At 66.1% G+C, this 18,974-nt stretch carries 16 protein-coding genes and 2 pseudogenes; 8 read left to right on the forward strand and 10 right to left on the reverse strand.

Annotated elements, in window-relative coordinates; translation table 11 throughout:
* Positions 1 to 321: 321 nt before the first annotated feature.
* Positions 322 to 1,206 carry a dTDP-4-dehydrorhamnose reductase gene (gene rfbD / locus PVZ77_RS21695; RefSeq protein WP_273809493.1) on the reverse strand — a complete coding sequence of 295 codons (885 nt, stop codon included), beginning with the start codon at positions 1,204 to 1,206 and terminating at the stop codon, positions 322 to 324.
* A gap of 253 nt (positions 1,207 to 1,459) precedes the next feature.
* Positions 1,460 to 2,284, reverse strand: coding sequence for a sigma-54-dependent transcriptional regulator (locus tag PVZ77_RS21700; RefSeq protein ID WP_273809495.1), 825 nt, complete (start codon positions 2,282 to 2,284; stop codon positions 1,460 to 1,462).
* Positions 2,285 to 2,530: 246 nt separating this feature from the next.
* On the opposite strand from PVZ77_RS21700, the gene PVZ77_RS21705 reads away from it, so the two are divergent.
* Entirely contained in the window at positions 2,531 to 2,923 is a 393-nt protein-coding gene (locus PVZ77_RS21705; protein WP_273809497.1) for a hypothetical protein, read from the forward strand.
* 4 nt (positions 2,924 to 2,927) lie between these two features.
* Here the strand turns inward: PVZ77_RS21705 and xth are convergent, their stop codons facing one another.
* Positions 2,928 to 3,716 carry an exodeoxyribonuclease III gene (gene xth / locus PVZ77_RS21710; protein ID WP_273809499.1) on the reverse strand — a complete coding sequence of 263 codons (789 nt, stop codon included), beginning with the start codon at positions 3,714 to 3,716 and terminating at the stop codon, positions 2,928 to 2,930.
* Positions 3,717 to 4,158: 442 nt separating this feature from the next.
* On the opposite strand from xth, the gene PVZ77_RS21715 reads away from it, so the two are divergent.
* Both PVZ77_RS21715 and PVZ77_RS21720 read left to right on the forward strand, forming a co-directional pair.
* Complete coding sequence (locus PVZ77_RS21715; protein WP_273809501.1) at positions 4,159 to 6,834, forward strand: glycoside hydrolase family 5 protein; 2,676 nt, start codon at positions 4,159 to 4,161, stop codon at positions 6,832 to 6,834.
* A 224-nt stretch (positions 6,835 to 7,058) separates the two neighbouring features.
* On the forward strand, positions 7,059 to 7,247 hold the full coding sequence (locus PVZ77_RS21720) for a hypothetical protein (protein ID WP_273809502.1): 189 nt from the start codon (positions 7,059 to 7,061) through the stop codon (positions 7,245 to 7,247).
* A gap of 13 nt (positions 7,248 to 7,260) precedes the next feature.
* Here the strand turns inward: PVZ77_RS21720 and PVZ77_RS21725 are convergent, their stop codons facing one another.
* The 4 genes from PVZ77_RS21725 to PVZ77_RS21740 all read right to left on the reverse strand — a co-directional run bounded on the left by PVZ77_RS21725 (position 7,261) and on the right by PVZ77_RS21740 (position 10,876).
* Positions 7,261 to 7,602 (reverse strand): FKBP-type peptidyl-prolyl cis-trans isomerase, encoded by a 342-nt coding sequence (locus PVZ77_RS21725; RefSeq protein ID WP_027597627.1) that lies wholly within the window; start codon positions 7,600 to 7,602, stop codon positions 7,261 to 7,263.
* Between the two features lie 59 nt (positions 7,603 to 7,661).
* A complete protein-coding gene (locus PVZ77_RS21730; protein WP_108581949.1) occupies positions 7,662 to 8,522 on the reverse strand; it encodes a pirin family protein in 861 nt (286 codons plus the stop codon).
* 76 nt (positions 8,523 to 8,598) lie between these two features.
* The gene (locus tag PVZ77_RS21735; protein WP_273809505.1) at positions 8,599 to 9,684 is read right to left on the reverse strand and encodes a sigma-54 interaction domain-containing protein; all 1,086 of its coding nucleotides are present in this window, start codon (positions 9,682 to 9,684) and stop codon (positions 8,599 to 8,601) included.
* 10 nt (positions 9,685 to 9,694) lie between these two features.
* Positions 9,695 to 10,876: an acyl-CoA dehydrogenase family protein gene (locus tag PVZ77_RS21740; RefSeq protein WP_443218068.1), complete on the reverse strand. Its 1,182-nt coding sequence runs from the start codon at positions 10,874 to 10,876 to the stop codon at positions 9,695 to 9,697.
* Positions 10,877 to 11,162: 286 nt separating this feature from the next.
* On the opposite strand from PVZ77_RS21740, the pseudogene PVZ77_RS26185 reads away from it, so the two are divergent.
* Both PVZ77_RS26185 and PVZ77_RS26190 read left to right on the forward strand, forming a co-directional pair.
* Positions 11,163 to 11,849, forward strand: a pseudogene (locus PVZ77_RS26185) (PAS domain-containing protein); the annotation flags it as partial.
* Positions 11,850 to 11,993: 144 nt separating this feature from the next.
* Positions 11,994 to 12,389 (forward strand): annotated as a pseudogene (locus tag PVZ77_RS26190) (methyl-accepting chemotaxis protein); the annotation flags it as partial.
* Between the two features lie 57 nt (positions 12,390 to 12,446).
* On the opposite strand, the gene PVZ77_RS21750 reads toward PVZ77_RS26190, so the two are convergent.
* A complete protein-coding gene (locus PVZ77_RS21750) occupies positions 12,447 to 13,691 on the reverse strand; it encodes an acyl-CoA dehydrogenase family protein (protein ID WP_273809509.1) in 1,245 nt (414 codons plus the stop codon).
* A gap of 186 nt (positions 13,692 to 13,877) precedes the next feature.
* Between PVZ77_RS21750 and PVZ77_RS21755 the strand changes: the two genes are divergently transcribed.
* The 3 genes from PVZ77_RS21755 to PVZ77_RS21765 all read left to right on the forward strand — a co-directional run bounded on the left by PVZ77_RS21755 (position 13,878) and on the right by PVZ77_RS21765 (position 16,685).
* Positions 13,878 to 14,882: a ribonuclease Z gene (locus PVZ77_RS21755; protein ID WP_273809511.1), complete on the forward strand. Its 1,005-nt coding sequence runs from the start codon at positions 13,878 to 13,880 to the stop codon at positions 14,880 to 14,882.
* Between the two features lie 102 nt (positions 14,883 to 14,984).
* Positions 14,985 to 16,106, forward strand: a complete 1,122-nt coding sequence (locus PVZ77_RS21760) for a YncE family protein (RefSeq protein ID WP_273809512.1) — start codon at positions 14,985 to 14,987, stop codon at positions 16,104 to 16,106.
* 108 nt (positions 16,107 to 16,214) lie between these two features.
* Complete coding sequence (locus PVZ77_RS21765; protein WP_273809514.1) at positions 16,215 to 16,685, forward strand: MEKHLA domain-containing protein; 471 nt, start codon at positions 16,215 to 16,217, stop codon at positions 16,683 to 16,685.
* A gap of 176 nt (positions 16,686 to 16,861) precedes the next feature.
* On the opposite strand, the gene PVZ77_RS21770 is transcribed toward PVZ77_RS21765, so the two are convergent.
* Complete coding sequence (locus tag PVZ77_RS21770; RefSeq protein WP_273809515.1) at positions 16,862 to 17,530, reverse strand: LutC/YkgG family protein; 669 nt, start codon at positions 17,528 to 17,530, stop codon at positions 16,862 to 16,864.
* A complete protein-coding gene (locus tag PVZ77_RS21775; protein ID WP_273809652.1) occupies positions 17,527 to 18,972 on the reverse strand; it encodes a LutB/LldF family L-lactate oxidation iron-sulfur protein in 1,446 nt (481 codons plus the stop codon). The genes PVZ77_RS21770 and PVZ77_RS21775 overlap by 4 nt, the downstream gene beginning before the upstream one ends.
* Positions 18,973 to 18,974: the final 2 nt, after the last annotated feature.

Consider the following 18,974-nt stretch of genomic DNA (forward strand, 5'->3'; position numbering starts at 1 on the left):
GGTATTGGCTGGAGCCCTGGGTGGTCGGCGGACGCGGTGGGGCGCGCCGTCTGATCTCGGGCCGGATCGTCCGAAGGCCCGACAACGGCCGCAGCCAGGCCCGGTCCCCTTTGTATCCGACGTGACCCGCCTGGAGACCATCACGGGTGACGGCGGGATCACCCTCACGACCTGCCAGGATCATCCGGGAAGGGACAAGCGACGACGTTGCTGAGCCTACCCGCGAGAGTGGCGAACGGGAGCGACAGTGGGGGAAGGCGCCCCTCCGGATCTTCGACCGGGGGCGACCCGGCGGACAGCATCCGCCGGGGTCCTGCACGCTCAGTTCAGCTGTCTGTCGCGCTCGAACAACGCCCAGCAGCGGTCGAAGTCGGCCTGCCAGTGCGGCAAGGCGGCCGGCAGGACCGCCTCGACCTTGCGGCAGTCCAGGCAGGAATAGAGCGGTCGCGTGGCCGGCGTGGGGTAGTGTTCGGTTGTCGTGGGATAGAGGCGGGCGCGCAGCTCGCCACGTTGCTCCAGGCGCTCGGCGATGGCGGCGGCGAAGCCGTACCAGGAGGTCTGGCCGGCATTGGTCAGGTGATAGAGGCCGCCGACATCGCCCTGCTCCAGCAGGCGTTCGACCAGCTGGCGCGTGGCGGTGGCAATGGTGGGTGCCCAGGTGGGGGCGCCGAGCTGATCCTCGACCACATGGAGTTCATCGCGCTCGGCCAGCAGTTGGCGCATGGTATTGAAGAAGCACTGGCCGTCATGGGAGTAGACCCAGGAGGTGCGCAGCACCAGCGCGCGACCTCCGGCTGCCAGCACCGCCTCTTCACCCGCCAGCTTGGAACGACCATAGGCGCTCAGGGGCGCCGGGTTGCAGGCCTCGGTATAGGGGCGACGACGGCTGCCGTCGAAGACGTAGTCGGATGAGTAGTGCACGAAGGGAATATCCCGCTCGCGCGCCAGCTCGGCCAGGACCTGCGGCGCGCGGGCGTTGATGGCCTCGGCGCGCTCGCTGTCCTCTTCAGCCTGATCCACGGCGGTATAGGCGGCGGCGTTGAGGATGAGGTCGGGTTCCAGGCGGTCGAAAGCCGCACGCAGTTGTCCGGTCTGGGCGAGGTCCAGATCCGCCTGACCGAGCACGGTCAATTGATGGGTGCTGCCGAACTCGCGCTGCAAGGCGCGCGAAACCTGGCCGGAGCGGCCAGTGATCACAATATTCATGAAACCATGCCTGAACGCCTTCTGCTGAAGGCGTAATCCAAAGTAGTCGATCACGGAAAAGCCGTGGGCTTTTCCCGCACGAACCGAAACCTGCCGCATGAGGCGACAAATCGAGGTTTCCGGTCACCTTTACGGAGAAAGGTGGCAGCCGCAGGCTATGGCGGAGTGGGCATCGACTGATTGGACAGGAAGGTCATGGTAGGACTCGAGCAAAATGGCGTACGCGGCTAGGACTGCCGTCTGTCGGCGGAGTTCAGCGCCACGCGGAGGATGAAGGCAGCAGCTTGCCAAGCTGGAGCCCTGACGTCGAGGCAGTTAGCAGGGCGGTATGGAGAACCTGTTCAAGTTCGCGGACGTTTCCCGGCCAGGGATAGGCGAGCAGCGCCGTTTCGTCATGGGCGGTCAGCTCGGGCGCAGTGCGGTCAAGGCGGTCGGCGTGCTGCTGGAGGAAATGCCGGGCCAGGGGTAGCAGGTCGGCCGGGCGCTCGCGCAGTGGCGGCACGGGCACCAGGCCCGCCGCGAGAAGCGCCCAGAGGCGCGCAGAGAAGTTGCCAGCCTCGACCGCCCGTTCCAGGTCCACACTGGAGCCGGCGATCAGGCGGACATCCACGGGCGTGCGCACGCTACTGCCCAGGCGCAGGATGCTGCCATCCCGTAGCACCTCCACCAGCTCGTCCTGCAATGCGCCAGGCAGGTCGGCGATCTCGTCGAGATAGAGGCTGCCTCCATGGGCGGTACCGAACCAGCCCACGCGACTGCCAGAGGTGCCGGCATAGGCGCGGGGAACATAGCCGAACAGTTCGGCAGCCCCATGGCGACGACTGAGCGCGGCGCAATTCAGACTGCTGAACAGCCCGGTCCTGCCGCTGCGCTCGTGTAGCCGGCGTGCCAGCAGCTCACGACCGGTTCCCCATTCGCCCACCAGCACCACGGGATCGGGCTGCGGCGCCCGCTCATCCAGGTGTTCGAGCAGCTCTCGGGAGCGCGGATCGGCGAAGGCCAGTGCCTTGGCGCGGATGGTCAGGGCGCTTTGCTGATCCGCAGGAACGATTAGGAGGTCGGGCGAGAGCGTGGGCATGGCTAAGTCGCAGGCAGTCAAAGCACCATCCTAGCCTTTGAATGGTTATGCCAAAAAATAAGATTTTGCTATGCATTTAGCGCTTTTGGTTATCATTGGGAGGTGATTTTGTTTGTCGGCGATAAGCCCAGGAATCCGCGCATTGGTCAGCGGGTCTGCCCAAAGGCTGGGGTACAACTGCCACTATCGCCAGTGTGGAGCGGCCAAAAGGTCGCTTTCGCCCTGAAGAAGAGGAATCGAATTCAAATGCCTTCCCTGCGTGCGCCCTGTCCCGCTGGCGTCTGCACCTGCGAGCGTGAAGCCGTGCTGGCGGATCCCGCCGCTGATGCACGGGCGCTCCTGCTCAATCGCCAGGAAGAGCAGCGTCTGCTGGAACGGCTGGAAAACGTCGCCAGCGTTGCCGATTTGCAACGCCTGCAGCAGCGCCTGCAGGAGCAGCTCGGCATCCGGCTGGACATCGAGCCGGGACCCGGGGAGGTGCGCAGCGCGCGTGGCATGCTCATCGAGCTGCAGCCACGACCGGGACTGTGCCGGAAACTCAAGCAGTCGATACCGGCGGCCGTGCGCCGCGGCCTCAACCAGCGCCCGGAAATCCTCATCGCCCTGCTCAACGCCAGCGACCTGCTGCGCGACGCCTGAGCGCTCAGCGAGGTGCCTTGAAGCGAATCCAGGTGGGGGCATGGTCGCTGGTCTTTTCCAGGTCGCGTACCCAGCGATGCACCCCGGCTTCCTGCAAGGCGTCCTGCAGCGTCGGACTCAACAGCAGGTGGTCGATGCGCAGTCCCGAATTGCGCTGCCAGCGTTGGCGGAAGTAGTCCCAGTAGGTGTAGATCGCCTCATCCGGATGGCAGGCACGCAGGGCGTCCAGCCATCCCTGACCCAGCAGGCGTTCGAAACAGGCACGACTCTCGGGTTGCAGCAGGGCGTCCTTGCGCCAGGACTTGGGATCGTAGATGTCCCTATCGGTCGGCACCACGTTGTAGTCACCCGCCAGCACTACGGGATGGCCACTTTCGCTCAGCCCCCGGGCATGCTCGATGAAGCGCTCGAACCAGGTCAGCTTGTAGTCGAACTTGGGGCCCGGCCAGGGATTGCCGTTGGGTAGATAGAGGCTGGCCACCACCACGCCTTTCACCGCCGCCTCCAGATAGCGGCGTTGCGGGTCGTCGGCCATTCCCGGCAGGCCCCGGCGAATCTCCAGTGGCTGGTCGTCGCGCGCCAGGATGGCGACCCCGTTCCAGGAAGGCTGACCGTCCCACAGTGAACCATACCCCGCAGCTTCCAGTTCCGCCTGCGGGAAGTCGGCAGACTTCGCCTTCAGTTCCTGCAGGCAGACGATGTCGGGCTGCTCCCGCTCCAGCCATTGCAGGAGGATAGGGAGCCGGGCACGAATGCCGTTGACGTTGTAGGTCGCAAGGGTAAGGGAGGACATGGACTGCTCCGGCAAGGGTTATAGCCATGACCCGAGCGAGATATGGGCAGTTCCTTACGTGTGAATATGTGATCTATTTCACATTTATTTGCGACTTACTTTTTTTGGCACCTTCGGGAACTTTTCGTCGGTTGCTCGATAGTTGAAGAAATAAATTTGACGGCGAGCTGGAGTTGACTTGCTGGCAACTTGAGGTGAAAGGATTCATCTGTCGGCGACGATGAGCGGTTGATTCAAAAAATCATTACAAATCAAATGCTTGTATTTGCGATAAATGATGTCTAAATAGTGGCCATAGTCATTGGCTATGAAGTTGGCATGTGGCTTGTATAGGTCAAGGTGCCTGGAGGCAACGTCGCGTCAGGCATGACTGCGCGACTCTTCTCTCACTTCATATCGGCCAGTGTTCAGGGAGCGCGCTGTCGATTTAGCGCAGTTGGTGATGATGAATCCATCCTTCCTGAAGTTTTCCCTCAGGGCCGCCCAGATGCTGCCCTTCGTTGCCGCCCTGACCCTGGCTACCGGTGCCAAGGCCGAGCAGGTCAATCTGGTCGGCCTCAATCTGTCCGGGGCCGGTTTCGCAGGTCAGGTACTGCCGGGCGTCAACGGCACCCACTACATCTTTCCCGTCGAGGCCTACTTCAAGCAGTGGAGTGGCAAGGGCATCAAGCTGATCCGCTTCCCGGTCATCTGGGAGCGCCTGCAACCGGTGCTGGGCGGTCCGCTGGACCCGACCTATGCGGCGCTGGTGGACCAGACCTTCGCCAATGCGCAGAAGTACGGCATGCGCATCATCCTCGACCTGCACAACTACACCTTCTATCGCGGGTCGGTGATCGGCAGTGCGGCGGTTCCCTATGACCGCTACCAGGAGATCATGACCCGGATCGCACAGCGCTGGAGCAGTCAGCCGTCGCTGTACGCCTACGACATCATGAACGAGCCGCACGACTCCATGGCCCAGTGGCCGATCGCCGCCCAGTACGGCATCAACGGGGTACGCGCGGTCGACAAGACCAAGCCCATCATGATCGAGGGCAATGGCTGGTCGGAGGCAACCCGCTGGCCGCTGTGGAACGACTCCCTGCTGGCGCTCAAGGATCCGTCCGACAATCTGATCTTTCAGGCGCATTCCTATTTCGACGAGAGCGCCGGCGGCAACTACACCGGCATCGATGTCGGCAAGCTGAGCCAGGACTACGGCGTGGAGCGCGTGCGCCCCTTCGTCGAGTGGCTGAAGAAGAACAAGAAGAAGGGCATGATCGGCGAATTCGGCGTGCCGGATAACGATCCCCGCTGGCTGCCGCTGATGGACCGGATGCTGGCCTATCTCAAGCAGAACTGCATTCCCGCCACCTACTGGGCCGCCGGCCCGGGTTGGGGCAACTATTTCCTGTCGGTAGAGCCGATCAATGGCGTCGACCGGCCGCAGTGGCCGACCCTGAATAAGTACATCGATGACAGCAGCTGCACCTCCATCGGCCCGCTGGCCAGTGGTTCCGGCAGCACGCCAGCCAGCGGCACCGGTGCCTCGGGCGGCTCCAGCGGCTCCACCGGCAGCAGCGGTGGCTCCACCAGCGGCAATACCGGCTCGAACAGCGGTGGCAGCTCGGGCACCGGCGCCTCCACGGGCACCGGCAACACCGGCGGTTCGACCACGACCGGGGTGACCACCTCGATCAACGATTTCACCAACGAGGACTGGCTGCACGGCGTCTATCGCAAGGCGGCCGGCTTCTCCATTCCGGCGTCGGCGGCCAACGTGGGCGCCTTCAAGGTGGGCGCGCAGATCACGCCGGCCGATGGCAAGAGCTACAAGGTGACCTATGCCCAGGTCGTCGGCAGCAACATGAGTGTCTTCATCGAGAGCCCGCAGCTCGATGGCAATGCCTACGGCTATCCCAAGACCCTGAAGACCGGGACCACCACCTCCGGCACGTCGACGACGGTGCCGGGGACCACGACGGGCTCTACGGGCAGCACCGGCAGCGCCAGTTCGGGCAGCAACTCGGGCAGTGCGACGCCGGCCGTGACGACGCCAGTGGCCGAGGTGAAGCCTGCGACCGGCACCGGCAGCACGGGCTCCTCGGGTGCCACCACACCCGCCACCGGTTCGACGACCACACCCACGGGATCGACCGGCACACCCGCCAACAGCGCCAAGCTCAACCTGGTGGGGCTGAATTTCTCGGGTGCCGCCTTTGCACCCCAGACGCTGCCCGGGGTTCTCAACGTCAACTACATCATGCCGGGCGAGGCGAATTTCCAGCAGTGGAGCGCCAAGGGCGTGCGGCTGATCCGCTTCCCGGTGATCTGGGAGCGCCTGCAGACCCGCTTCTTCGGTAGCCTGGAAGGGGCCTACACCCAGCAGGTCACCCAGGTGCTGGAGCTGGCCAAGAAGTACAACATGAAGGTGATCCTGGCTCTGGACAACGGCGGCCGCTACAAGGGCACCCTGATCGGCACCGGTACCGTCACCAACTTCAACTACTGGGATCTGATGTACCGCCTGGCCTACCAGTGGGGCAACCATGCCGCGCTCTATGGCTATGACATCATGGGCAAGCCCAATGGCGCCGACAGCAGCTGGCCGGTGACGGCCCAGTCCGGCATCGACGGCGTCCGCACCATGGACCGCACCCACCCGGTGATCGTCCAGGGCAATGCCTGGGGTAGCGCGGCCAACTGGCCCGGGGTGAGCAATGCCTTGCTCAATCTGAAGGATCCGGCCAACAACATCGTCTACGCGGCCAATGTCTACCTCGATGAGGACGGCAGTGGCACCTATGCCACCCAGAATCCGAGCACCATCGATCCGCAGGTCGGGGTCAATCGGGTCAAGCCTTTCGTCGAATGGCTCAAGCGCAATGGCAAGCGGGGCATGATCGCCGAGTTCGGCGTACCCGCAGGCGACAGCCGCTGGCTGACCGCCACCGACAATATGCTGGCCTATCTGCAGCAGAACTGCATGCCGCTGACCTACTGGGCGGCCGGTCCGGGCTGGGGTGCTTCCGCGCTGGCGGTGGAGCCGGTCAATGGCGTGGAGCGTCCGCAGTGGCCGACGCTGAAGAAATACGTCGATGCCAGCAACAGCTGCACGGCGGTAGGCCCGCGGTAGCTTTTACCGCGTGTGTCCTGAAGGCGACGAACCTCCTCGGGTTCGTCGCCTTTTTTCTTGATCGTTCGGTGAGGAAAGATGCGCTTTTCACGCCTTGCACTGATGCATTCGCGAGACGAAACGGCTCTGCAGCGGTGGTCTAAGGGACGACGAACGGCTATAGCTCGACTTGTCGGGGCACGGTTAGAGTCCATTTGACACCCCAAGCACAAGGAGTAGGTGCCATGACGCAAACCACCCAGCAGCGGCTGCAGACGCTTGAAGAGCAGATCCGCAGTCATCGACAGGACCTTGCCCGGAGCCGACAGCGCTTTCAGGAGCAATTCGTCATCTACACCCGCCAGTTCGCCCGGCTGAGCGTGCTCGAAGCCCAGCTCGAGTTGGTGCGCCGCAATACCAAGACGCCGAGCTGAAGTCGGCCAGACCTCAATCGTCGCGTGTCAGGACTTCCAGCAATTCGATTTCGAACCTCAGGTTGGCATGTGGCTTGATCAGCGCTCCGACCTGGCGTTCGCCATAGGCGAGGGCCGCTGGTACCTCCAGGCGCCGCTTGCCGCCGACCCGCATGCCCATCAGGCCCTGATCCCAGCCCTTGATCACCCGGCCAGTACCGATGACGCACTGGAAGGGCCGTCCCTTGGCCCGGGAGGAATCGAACAGGGTGCCGTCGTCCAGCCAGCCCTCGTAGTGGGTGGTGATCAGGGCGCCCTTGACCACCGCCTTGCCGTCGCCCACCACCAGATCCTCGATCCGCAATTCGTCACTCATCGCCATGCTCCAGGCAAAAGCCGGATTCTAGCCTGGGCGCGGCGTCCTGGCGGGGCGACTTACTCCGGTACGTCACCGAACAGGCCGGCCTGGTAGTCGCGGATCGCCTGACGGATTTCTTCGGCGCTGTTCATCACGAAGGGGCCGTGGGCGACGATGGGCTCGGCGAAGGGCGCCGCATGGCCATAGAGCAGCACGGCGCCGTCGCGGCTGGAGACGTCGATGTGGTCGCCGTCATCGGCGAATTCGAACAGCTGCCATGGCGCTTCGTCCTGGCCGGCGATCTGCACGGTGCCGCGTACGCCATAGCAGAACACCGAGTTGCCGGCCGGGGCGGGCAGGGTAACGCGGCCACCCGGGGCGATCTCGACGGTCATCAGGGTGATGGGTGTCGGGGTGGCCACGGCGCCCTGGATACCCTCATGGCTACCCGATGCCAGGTGCAGGCGTACCCGGCCGCTATCGGCCTCGATCAGGGGCAGGTCCGCGGCGGAAACGCCGTGGTAGGCCGGCGGCGTGAACTTGAGGCGGGCGGGAAGATTGACCCACAGCTGCAGGATCTCCAGGTCACCACCATCGCGCTTGAAGGCGGCGGGCGACAGCTCGGCATGCACCAGGCCGCTGCCCGCGGTCATCCACTGGATGCCCCCGGCTTCGATGACGCTCTCATGGCCGCCGCTGTCGCGGTGGGCGAGCGAACCGGAGAGGATGAAGGTCACCGTCTCGAAGCCGCGATGGGGATGAGGACCAAAGGGCAGACCGGCATTGTGCGGCGGATAGACCTGGGGACCGTGGTGATTGAGGAACAGGAAGGGGTCCAGATGGGGCAGGCCGGGGCCGGGTAGCGGCCGGCGTGTCTGGAGGTCGCCGATGTCGTCACGCCGGGCGGGATGGCGGTGCAGCAGGGTACGGGCGGTCATGCGGAGGCCTCGCGGAGCAAAACTCCAGTGTAAGGCGCTCCATGGTCTGTCGGTACCCCGTCGGGTAGGACACCCTTCAGATGGAGAAGCGGACCTCGCGTTCCGGCCGGGGCGCGAGCGGCCGACGGTGATTGACCACCAGCTCGCCGATACGGATCAGGTGGGCACGGGTGACGTTGCGGCTCAGCCCCAGCAGGCGGGCGGTGTGGACCTGGTTGCGATGGCAGAAGCGGTAGGCGGCGCGGACCAGGGCATCTTCGACGCGCTCGTGCAGGGCCTCCGGTTGCTCTTCGAACAACTGGGCGAAGGCGTCGGTCAGCAGGCTGTCCACCGGTGCCGCCTCGGTCGGGTGCGGCGCCGCCGGGACCAGGCTGGGACGCTGGACGAACGACAGGTCACCGGCATCCAGCAGGCCCTGGGGCTTGAGCAGCAGGGCGTGCTGCAGAGTGTTTTCCAGTTCGCGGATATTGCCCGGCCAGGGGTGCTCCAGCAGGCGTCGCTCCGCCGCCGGGGTCAGGGCGACCGGCGCCTGGGCATAGGCGTGGAGGAAGTGCCGGGCCAGCGGCAGGATATCGCCCTGGCGCTGGCGCAGCGGCAACAGCGGCAGGCTGACCACATTGAGGCGGTACCAGAGGTCTTCGCGAAAGGTGCCTTCGGCCACCGCCCGCTCCAGCGGGACATTGGTGGCGGCGATGATCCGCACGTTCAGCGGCACGCTGCGGCGAGAGCCGAGCCGCACCACCTCGCGCTCCTGCAGGACGCGCAGCAGCTTCACCTGCACCGACAGCGGCAGGTCGCCGATCTCGTCGAGAAACAGGGTGCCGCCGTTGGCCTCCTCGAACCAGCCGGCGCGCGCGGCCAGGGCGCCGGTGAAGGCGCCCTTTTCATGACCGAACAACTCCGCCTCGACCAGGCTCTCGGCGAAGGCGCCGCAATTGACGGCGACGAAGGGGCCGGCATGGCGGTGACTGAGCGCATGGATATGCCGGGCGATCAGTTCCTTGCCGGTACCGGTTTCGCCGATCACCAGCACGCTGGCGTCGCTCGGGGCGATCTTTTCCAGGTGGGCGAGCAGGTCGCGCGACTTGGGATCGGCGAACACCTGGGCCGTTGCCCGGTAGCGGGGCACCTCGGGTGTGCGCGTCAGGGTCAGCAGGGTCATCGCGGGCTCCTCAGGAGTAGAAACTGGGGGTGGGCAGGGTGTCGTTGAGGGCCCAGTCGCCCAGCTCGTGCAGCTTGTAATCGACCGGATCGTGCAGGGTCTGGGTGCGCAGGTTGCGCCAGTAGCGATCCAGGCGCAGCGCGCCGGCGGTGGCGCGGGCCCCGCCCACCTCGAACAGACGGCTGGCGAGATCGAGACCGTGACGACTGGCGGCGACCTTGGCCGTGGCGATGGCGATGGCCAGTTCGCCCCGTGCCGCGGCGGTCAGCGCGGGGCCCTGCTGCCAGGCCTGGGCGAAGGCGCCGTTGGCGCGCTCCACCAGCAGCCGGCTGCTCTCCAGGGCCACCCAGAATTCTCCGTAGTGGCGCAGGATGTAGGGGTCTTCGCTGGCGCTGGCGGCGGGGGACTTGAACCAGGGACGCGCCTGGGTGGTGGTGTAGCGGCGCGCCTCGGCAAAGGCGCCTTCGGCCAGGCCGAGAAAGATGTTGGCGAAGATCAGCTGGGCCAGCAGCGGCCGCAGGCAGGCGAAGGGGGTGCTCAGCGGACCGGGATCGAGCAGCCATTCCTGTTGTTCGACCCGTACGCCGTCGAAGCGCGCGCTGCCGCTGTCGGTCTGACGCTGGCCGTTGTTGTCCCAGTCGTCGAACAGCTGGATGCCGGCACGGCCGGTGGGTACCACGGCGATCAGCAGGCGTCCGCTGTCATCGTTTTCCAGCGCGGAAAGCAGCAACAGATCCGAATCCAGGGCGCCACTACAAAAGCTCTTCTGGCCATCCACCTGCCAGGCATCGCCGCTGCGGCGGGCGAGGGTACGGCGATCCAGGGGATTGAGGGCATTGCCCCAGAACAGACCATCGCGCGCGGTGCCCTCCAGCCAGGGTCGCCACTGCGCGGGCTGGCCGAACAGCTGGGCGGTGGCCAGCAGCAGGTGATGGAAGCCGAAGACGTGGGCCAGGGAGCTGTCGACCCGGGCCAGTCGCCGCACCGCCTCCAGCGTCTGTTCCCAAGAGGCGCCGAGGCCGCCCAGTTCCGTAGGAATGCTCAGTGCCAGGAGACCGCTCTGGCGCAGGGCATCGCGCTCGGCCTTGGGCGTGCCGCCCTTACGATCACGTTCCGCCGCGGTGGCAGCGAAGCGCTCCAGCAGGGGAGGGAGGGGGTCCAGCAGGGAATCGGACATGGGGGACTCTTGCAATGGAGAGAGCAGACAAGCGTTAGAACGTAATGCCGGCCAAACCCTGAGTTGAAATATTTTTTTGTTATTAGTTAATGGCCCGCCGCCATCCATCTTGCATTCCGGACATCTGGTCACTGTCCTGCTGACGGCATTAAAGGCCTGACTAATCCCGGTCGATACAGCGGTAACCTAATCTCCCAACCAGGGGCGTGTCATGTTCAACAAAGGCCTAAAACAAGAACTGCAGCGCCTCCGCGAGCAGGTGGACTCCTTCAAGCGGCTGAAGGCCGAGCTCGACGTGGAAATGCTGGGCCTGGAACTGGATGGCCGCGGGTGCATCTCCGCGGTGAACGCCAACTTCGAAAAGGAGATGGGCGTGCGCGCCGCAGATGTGCTGGGACGCCCCCTGGCGGACCTCATTCCGGCGCACGTCCGCAACCAGGAATACAGCCGCCGACTGCAGCAGGCCCTGAGCCGCGGCGAGCCCTACAGCGGTGCCCTGCATCTCTTGCGTGGCGACGGTCAGGAAGCCTGGTTGCGCGGCATCCTGCACCCCTTCCATGACAGCCAGGGCCAGGTGACGCGCTTCCGACTGTTCTGCAACAACCTGACGCGAACCATCGAGACCTCGCGCGAGCACGAAAGCCTGCTCAAGGCGCTGCGCCGTTCCACGGCCGTCATCGAATTCAACCTCCAGGGCGAGGTGCTCGATGCCAACGACAGATTCCTGCAGGCCATGGGTTATTCCCTGGCGCAGATCAAGGGCAAGCACCACCGGCTGTTCTGCGAGCCGGCCGAAGCCAATTCCGAGGCCTACGAGCAATTCTGGGCGCGCCTGCGTCGCGGCGAATTCGTCGTGGATCGCTTCAAGCGCCTGGATGCCCATGGCCGCGATGTCTGGCTGGAAGCCTCCTACAACCCGGTGATCGATGCCCATGACCGGCTGTACAAGGTGGTCAAGTTCGCCACCGTGATCACCGACCAGGTCCAGCAGGAGCAGGCAGTGTCCGAAGCCGCCAGCGTGGCCTTCGAGACCTCCCAGCATACCGACGACACGGCCCGCAAAGGCGCGGCGGTGGCGCAGCAGACGGTGGAAGTGATGCGCGCCCTGGCCACCCAGATGCAGGAAGCGGTGAAGGGCATCGAGGCGCTGGACAACCAGTCCCAGGTGATCGGGACCATCATCAAGACCATCAGCGGCATCGCCGAACAGACCAACCTGCTGGCGCTCAACGCGGCCATCGAGGCGGCCCGGGCCGGTGAGCAGGGTCGTGGTTTCGCCGTGGTGGCCGATGAGGTCAGGCAATTGGCCTCGCGCACCAGCAAGGCGACCGAGGAGATCGTCGGAGTGGTGCAGCAAAACCAGCAACTGGCCGGCGAGGCGGTGACGGTGATCGAGAACGGTCGGCGCCAGGCCGAGCAGGGCCTGGAACTGGCGGGGCAGGCCGGCCAGGTGATCGTGGAGATCCAGGATGGCGCCCAGCGAGTGGTCGGCGCCGTGGGGCGTTTCGCCCGCCAGCTGTCGAACTGATCCGGCGCGCTGAATGCACAACGGCAACCCCAGGGTTGCCGTTGTGCATTCTGGTGGTCAGCCCTGCTTGCTGCCGCCGCCGATCTGCCAGACGAAGGGCGGTTCGCTGCCGTCGATCGCCCAGGCGCCGACGATGCGCTCCTTGTAGATCAGCGGATTGTGCGAGGCGGCGGTACGGGCGTTGCGCCAGTGTCGATCGAGCCCCTTGCGGGTGCTGGTGGCCGACGCGCCCAAGGCATTGAACAGGTCACTGGTGGCCCGCAGCACCAGCTCGGCGACCGCCGACTGCGCCTGGGCCGATTCCAGCTCCGCCGCCACGTTGGCCCTGTGCTCGGCGGCGGCATCCCCGGCATAGCGGGCCTCGAAGGCGGCCTGGGCCGCCGCGGCGGCGGCCAGGGTCGCGGCTTCGGCGGCATAGACGAAGGCCGAGGCCTTGCCCACCACCTGCTGCACCTGGGGATCGGCACTGGCCGCGCTGGCATTGCCATGGCTGTAGACCCGCGTGCGCCCGCGCACTTCGCCGGCGAAATCGCGCGCGGCGGCCTGGCCGCTGCCGGTGATCACGGCCAGCAGCACCAGCTGATAGAAGGCGGTCTGGTACTTGAAGCGGGTGGCGAAGTCGATGAGATTCTCGGGCGCCACCCGCACGTCTTCGAACACCGAGGTGCCGCTGGCGGTGGTGCGCTGGCCGAAGCCGTCCCAGTCGTCGGACTGGCGCACGCCCGGCTGGTCGGTGCGGATGGCGGCGATGACGTCGCCGCCGGTGTCGTCGCGCTGGGCGTAGACGTCGATCCAGTCGGCGAACAGGCTGCCGGTGCTGTAGTACTTGGTGCCGTTGAGGCGCCATTCGCAGTCCCGCTGGCTGACCCGGGTGATGACCTCGCCGAGCTTGACCGTGCCGATCTCGGTCCAGGCGTTGCCCACCAGGTCGCCGGCGACGAAGCGCTCGAACCAGACCCGCTGGGAGGTGCTGGCATGGGCGTTGAGGCGGTCCTCGACAAAGGCGAAGTGGCCGCGCAGGGCCTGGGGCAGATTGCTGTCGGCGGCCGCCAGCTCGATCAGCAGCCGAACCAGTTGCGGCAGGCTGGCGCCGCTGCCGCCGAATTCCACCGGCACCCGCACGGCGCCGAAGCCGGCGTCCTTGAGCCAGGCGACGGGCGCATAGGGCAGGGTGCGGTTGCGTTCGCGTTCCAGGGCGCCTTCGGCGATGCGCGCAAAGAGCGGACGGAAGCGGGCGGCCAGTTGTTCGTAGTCGGGGCTGGGCGCAGGGCTGGGCGGCAGATGGCGGGCGGGCAGATTCATGGTGATCCTCGGCGATTGAAAGGTCGACGCCAGAGGCTTTGCAAGAGCGCTGCCAGGGCCTGAAAGGCCGTTTTCTCGGGGTTTGCGGGGCCCGGGCTGCCTGGCCAGCAGCAGGGGTGCCTGGCCACTGTTGCCCGGGCGACAGTGGGGCGGCCGCGCTAGACTGAGCTTTTGCCCGGAGCCCCCATGGACCTCCTGTTTCTCGGCACCTCGGCCGGGGTGCCCACTCGGCGGCGCAATGTCTCGGCCCTGGCCCTGATCGAGGACCAGGGCAAAGACTGGTTTCTCGTCGATTGCGGCGAGGCGACCCAGCACCAGCTGCTGCGTACCCCCTTGTCGGCCGCGGATCTGCGCGCCATCTGCATCACCCATGTCCATGGCGACCACTGCTATGGCCTGCCGGGGCTGTTGGCCAGCGCCGCCATGACCGGACGCAGCCAGCCGTTGGTGCTGATCGCGCCCCAGGCGGTAGCGGACTGGCTCGCCGCCACCCAGGCGCTGACCGCGCTGCACCTGCCCTTCGAACTGCGCTTCCACGCCCTGGAAGACTTCGCGGGCGTCTCCGTCGGGGCCTGGGATATCGACGCCTTCGCGCTTTCCCACCGGGTGCCCAGTCACGCTTTTCGCTTCCGCGAAACCCACCGACCGCAGCGCCTCGATCCCGCGGCCCTGGCGGCGGCCGGGGTACCGCGTGGCCCGCTGTGGGGCCGGCTGCATGGCGGCGAGGATGTGCTGCACGAAGGCCGCCTGCTGCGCAGCGCCGACTTCCTGCAGGCGGCCCATGGCGAACGACGGCTGGTGGTGGCGGGGGACAACGACGCGCCCGCCTTGCTGACGGAGGCCTGCCGGGGCGCTCAGCTGCTGGTCCATGAAGCCACCTATGCCCAGGCGCAGATCGACAAGACCGGGCAGAGCTGGGGCCACAGCAGCGCGGCGGGTGTCGCCCGTTTCGCCGAGGCGCAGGCGCTGCCGGCCCTGCTGCTCACCCATTTCAGTCCGCGCTACCAGGCCGAGGCGGGGCGTTCGCCGTCCATCGACGACCTGCGCCAGGAAGCCGCGGCCTGTTACCGCGGCAACCTGCAGCTGGCCGAGGATTTCGCGCGCTTTCGCCTGGATCGCCAGGGCCGGCTGAAAGCCTTGGAACAGAGCGGCCGGGCAGAGGCTGGCGACCGGCACCCGATAGGAGTTTGAACTCTTTCGGTCTTGTCTGACCTTTGCGCCTTGGGCATAGTGCGAACGTTTATCATTCCAGGATCAATTCGATCCCTCGCACCTCGTCCCTAGGAGAAGCAAATGGCGGTGTCTTTCAACAAGGTCTCGACGCTGGGCGCCATGGCGCTGCTGTCCCTGGCAGTGGCAGCCTGTTCCAATCGCCCGGAGGCACCGACGCCACCGCCACCCGCGCCGGCGCCCGTCGCCGCGCAACCCGCCGCGCCCCAGGCACCGGCCGAACTCAAGCGCATCGAACTGGGCTACGGCGTCTATGAGCTGGCCTACAGCCCGGCCAAGCAGTCGGTCTATGCAGCGACCGCCCAGTTGACCAAGGGCGTCACCGGTGGGGTGATCTATCAGCTGGATCCGGCCACCCTCGCGATCACCGGCCAGATCCACACCGATCTGAAGAACTTCGCCCTGACCACCGATGCCAGTGGCGAGACGCTGTTCGTCACCAACTCCCTGGACGGCGGCCTCAGCCGTATCGACCTGCGCACCGGCAAGGTGGAGAAGCGGCTGAAATTCAACGAGATGGGCCGTGACGGCCATCCGGTCAATCCGCGCCAGGTCATTCTCCACGACGGCTTGCTGTACGTCGGCGGGGTCGGCGATCCGGGCGTGATCTGGGTGGTGGACGCCAAGACCCTGACCCTCAAGGCGCGCATTCCCAATGCCGGCAAGTGGGTGACCGGCCTGCTGTACTCCGAGGACACCGGGCGCCTCTATGCGGCCAACGGCAGCGGCGAAGTGCTGGTGATCAATCCGCGCACCCGCAAGATCGAGCACCGCTGGACGCCGGGCGATGGCGGCAAGTACCTCTTGCTGAACCTGGCCGAGGATCGCGCGAACCACCAGCTGTTCGTGACCGACAACTCCGAAGCCAAGACCGTGCTGGTCTTCGATATTCGCAGCGGCAAGGTGATCAAGCGCCTGCCGGTGGGCGACGCCCTGGCCATCAAGCTCAACACCACCCGCAACGAGCTGTACATCACCCAGCGCGAGACCGGTCGGTTGCTGATCCTCGACGCCAGCACCTACGCCGAGAAGAAGGCCTACGACCTCAAGCCCAATCCCAACAGCCTGCTGGTCAGTCCGGATGGCCAGACACTGTATGCGACGGTGAAGACGCCCTTCGACAAGGAATACATGAACACCGCGCCGGAAAGCGTGGTGCGCATCGACCTCTCCGCGGTGAAGTAGACCGCGCCGCCTTGGCCACCGCAGCGTCCTGCTGCGGTGGGCCTGGGCTTCCCAAGCCCGCCGGCTTGCTCTTGAATGCGTGGATCCCACCACCCAGGAGCCGCCGCCTTGTCCGCGACCGATCTCAGTCTGCTTCCGCTGCTGGAAGCCTCCTACCGTCACTGGCTCGGCCAGCCGCTGCCGCGTCCCGCAGGATTACCTGAGGCCGACGTCCCTGCCTGGCTGCATGAGCGGGCACCCTATGCCCTGCTGGCGCACGGTACCGAAGGCGATCCGCTGTTCTGCTACGCCAACGGCCAGGCGCTGAGCTGCTTCGGCTATCCGCGCGCCGAATTCATCGGCATGCCCTCAAGGTTCAGCGCCTCACCCAAGGACCGGGACGAGCGTCAGCGCCTGATGGAGGCGGTGGGGCACCAGGGTTATGCCACGGGCTATGAGGGCTGGCGGGTCGACAAGGCGGGAGAGGCCTTCCGGATCCATGCCGGCGTGGTCTGGAATCTGCTCGATGTCGACGGACAGCGGTTGGGGCAGGCGGCGTTGTTCTGGCCGGATCCGCAGCGGATCAGCCAGGTGGAGTGAGGCCGGATTGTTGGGCTCGGCTGCGCGCGGAAGAACGAATTCGTGGACAAGGCTGCGCCGTTGTCCACCCTACGCATGCCCCCGCCGTAGGGTGGAAAACCGCGTAGCGTTTTCCACGCGGGTTAACTGCCCCCTCTCCCTGAGGGAGAGGGTTGGGGTGAGGGGGACCACAACCCTCATTCGTCCTCGACGATCAGCACCACCAGATCCTTGGGCCCGTGGGCGCCATAGGCCAGTACCTGCTCGATGTCGGCGGTCTTGGACGGTCCGGAGATCAGCAGGGCATTGGTCGGCATGCCGTCCTGCCAGCGGTGCTGTTGCTGCAACTCGTAGAAGTTGTCCACCACGGTGCTGGCCCTGAGCAGGGCGATGTGCAGCGGGGGCACCAGGCTCATCAGGCGCGGTTCCTGACGATCCGGCCAGAGCACCAGGCTGCCAGTGGAGGCCAGGGCGCCGAGGGTGCCGGTGAGGCTGGCCGGGGTGTCGTTGAACAGTTCGGCCTTCCACTCTTCCACGGGGCGATCATAGGCCTTCCAGCGCGGCTGGCCGTCGCCCTGCCAGCGCTCCACCAGGCGCGCCCCATGAGGCGTGCCGGGGGCGATCAGTAACAGCTCCAGACCCCGTTCGGCAAGGACGCGCTCGACCAGCGCCGGCCAATCCGCCGCGGTGGTCAGGTGGGTTTCGGTATGCACCGTCTCCATCAGGGTACGCAGGCGGGCGACGCGCTCTTCGGGTGGATAGCGCCAGGGTTCGGTCACCAGGGCTTCGTCGAAGGTGTCCGCCAGCGGCTGGGTGCCTTGCAGACTGCCGCGCAGCTTGGCGAGGATGTTGTCGCGGGCGCTCATGGGCGTTTCTCCAGGTGGTCGCGGGCCAGTTCGTGCAGCGAGCGCGATGCCGGCCTGGGCGCGCTGTGATGCTCCGTCCAGGGGCCGAGCTGGCCGGGGGTGAAGCGGCCGAAGCGGGTGGCCAGGTAGCTGAAGCCGCGATAGAGCAGGGGCGAGGTGTAGAGATTCTGCCAGGCATGCCAGGTCCAGCGCTCACGGGCGGAGAACTTGCTGCCCTGGCCGCGCAGCAGGTGCGGCTCGGCATTGGGCGCCTTGACGTTCTCTTCGCGCAGGCGCCGCAAGAGCGCCGGAATCGGGATCTTGACCGGGCAGACTTCACCGCAGGCGCCGCACAGCGAGGAGGCGCTTGGGTGGTCGGGCGCCTGCTCCAGGCCGACCAGGTGCGGGGTGATGATGGCGCCGATGGGGCCTGGATAGACTTCGCCATAGGCATGGCCGCCGATGCGGGTATAGACCGGGCAGTGGTTCATGCAGGCGCCGCAGCGGATGCAGTTGAGGGTCTGGCGCAATTCGCTGTCGGCGAAGGCCTGGCTGCGGCCGTTGTCCAGCAGCACCAGGTGCACCTCGCGCGGTCCGTCCAGTTCCTCGGCCTTGCGCGGCCCGGAGATCATGTTGACGTAGGTGGTTATCGGCTGGCCCAGGGCCGAACGGGTCAGCAGCGACAGCAGCGGCACCACGTCGCGCAGGTTCTCCACCACCTTCTCGATGCCGGTCACGGCGATGTGCACCGGCGGTACCGTGGTGGACATCCGCCCGTTGCCCTCGTTTTCCACCAGCAGCAGGGTGCCGGTCTCGGCCACGGCGAAGTTGACCCCGGAGATGCCGATGTCGGCCTCGAAGAATTTCTGCCGCAGCACCCGCCGACCGGTCTGGATGAGTTCGTCGACGTCGGTGGTGTAGGGCTCGGCGAGGTGCTCGTGGAAGAGGGTGCCCACCTGCTGCCGGTTGAGGTGGATGGCCGGCATGATGATGTGCGACGGCTTCTCGCCGGCGAGCTGGATGATGTACTCGCCCATGTCCGATTCCAGGCAGTCGATGCCCTGGGCGCCGAGGACGTGGTTCATGTCCATCTCTTCGCTGACCATGGACTTGCCCTTGATCAGCAGTTTGGCCGCATGGCGCTCGGCGATCTGCTGGACGATGGCGTTGGCCTCGGCCGTGGTCTCGGCCCAGTGCACCTGGACGCCATTGCGTGTGAGGTTGGCTTCCAGTCGTTCCAGCAGCTCCGGCAGCTTGGACAGCGCCCGGGCGCGAGTGCGATTGCCCAGTTCGCGCAGGCGCTCGCGCTCGTCGGCATCGCTCATGCTGGCCAGGCGCTTGGTCATCAGCGAATCCATGGCCGTGCGGAAGTTGCGCCGGAGTTGGTCGTCGCCCAGGGCCTGGCGGGCCCGCGTCTTGAACGGCGGCGCCGCGCTGACGTCGGAGAGGGGGATCTTCAGCATCT

Origin of the sequence: Pseudomonas sp. SHLD1, from assembly GCF_028640935.1 — a bacterium.
Classification (GTDB): Bacteria; Pseudomonadota; Gammaproteobacteria; order Pseudomonadales; family Pseudomonadaceae; genus Chryseomonas; species Chryseomonas aestiva.

Excerpts from the sequence above, each read along its gene's own strand:
- PVZ77_RS21750 (WP_273809509.1), bottom strand. The coding sequence starts at position 13,691 with ATGAATCTGCCCGCCCGCCATCTGCCGCCCAGCCCTGCGCCCAGCCCC.
- xth (WP_273809499.1), bottom strand. The coding sequence starts at position 3,716 with ATGTCCTCCCTTACCCTTGCGACCTACAACGTCAACGGCATTCGTGCC.
- PVZ77_RS21775 (WP_273809652.1), bottom strand. The coding sequence starts at position 18,972 with ATGCTGAAGATCCCCCTCTCCGACGTCAGCGCGGCGCCGCCGTTCAAG.
- PVZ77_RS21700 (WP_273809495.1), bottom strand. The coding sequence starts at position 2,284 with ATGCCCACGCTCTCGCCCGACCTCCTAATCGTTCCTGCGGATCAGCAA.
- PVZ77_RS21720 (WP_273809502.1), top strand. The coding sequence starts at position 7,059 with ATGACGCAAACCACCCAGCAGCGGCTGCAGACGCTTGAAGAGCAGATC.
- PVZ77_RS21725 (WP_027597627.1), bottom strand. The coding sequence starts at position 7,602 with ATGAGTGACGAATTGCGGATCGAGGATCTGGTGGTGGGCGACGGCAAG.
- PVZ77_RS21770 (WP_273809515.1), bottom strand. The coding sequence starts at position 17,530 with ATGAGCGCCCGCGACAACATCCTCGCCAAGCTGCGCGGCAGTCTGCAA.
- PVZ77_RS21735 (WP_273809505.1), bottom strand. The coding sequence starts at position 9,684 with ATGACCCTGCTGACCCTGACGCGCACACCCGAGGTGCCCCGCTACCGG.
- PVZ77_RS21760 (WP_273809512.1), top strand. The coding sequence starts at position 14,985 with ATGGCGGTGTCTTTCAACAAGGTCTCGACGCTGGGCGCCATGGCGCTG.
- PVZ77_RS21705 (WP_273809497.1), top strand. The coding sequence starts at position 2,531 with ATGCCTTCCCTGCGTGCGCCCTGTCCCGCTGGCGTCTGCACCTGCGAG.
- PVZ77_RS21715 (WP_273809501.1), top strand. The coding sequence starts at position 4,159 with ATGATGAATCCATCCTTCCTGAAGTTTTCCCTCAGGGCCGCCCAGATG.
- rfbD (WP_273809493.1), bottom strand. The coding sequence starts at position 1,206 with ATGAATATTGTGATCACTGGCCGCTCCGGCCAGGTTTCGCGCGCCTTG.
- PVZ77_RS21730 (WP_108581949.1), bottom strand. The coding sequence starts at position 8,522 with ATGACCGCCCGTACCCTGCTGCACCGCCATCCCGCCCGGCGTGACGAC.
- PVZ77_RS21755 (WP_273809511.1), top strand. The coding sequence starts at position 13,878 with ATGGACCTCCTGTTTCTCGGCACCTCGGCCGGGGTGCCCACTCGGCGG.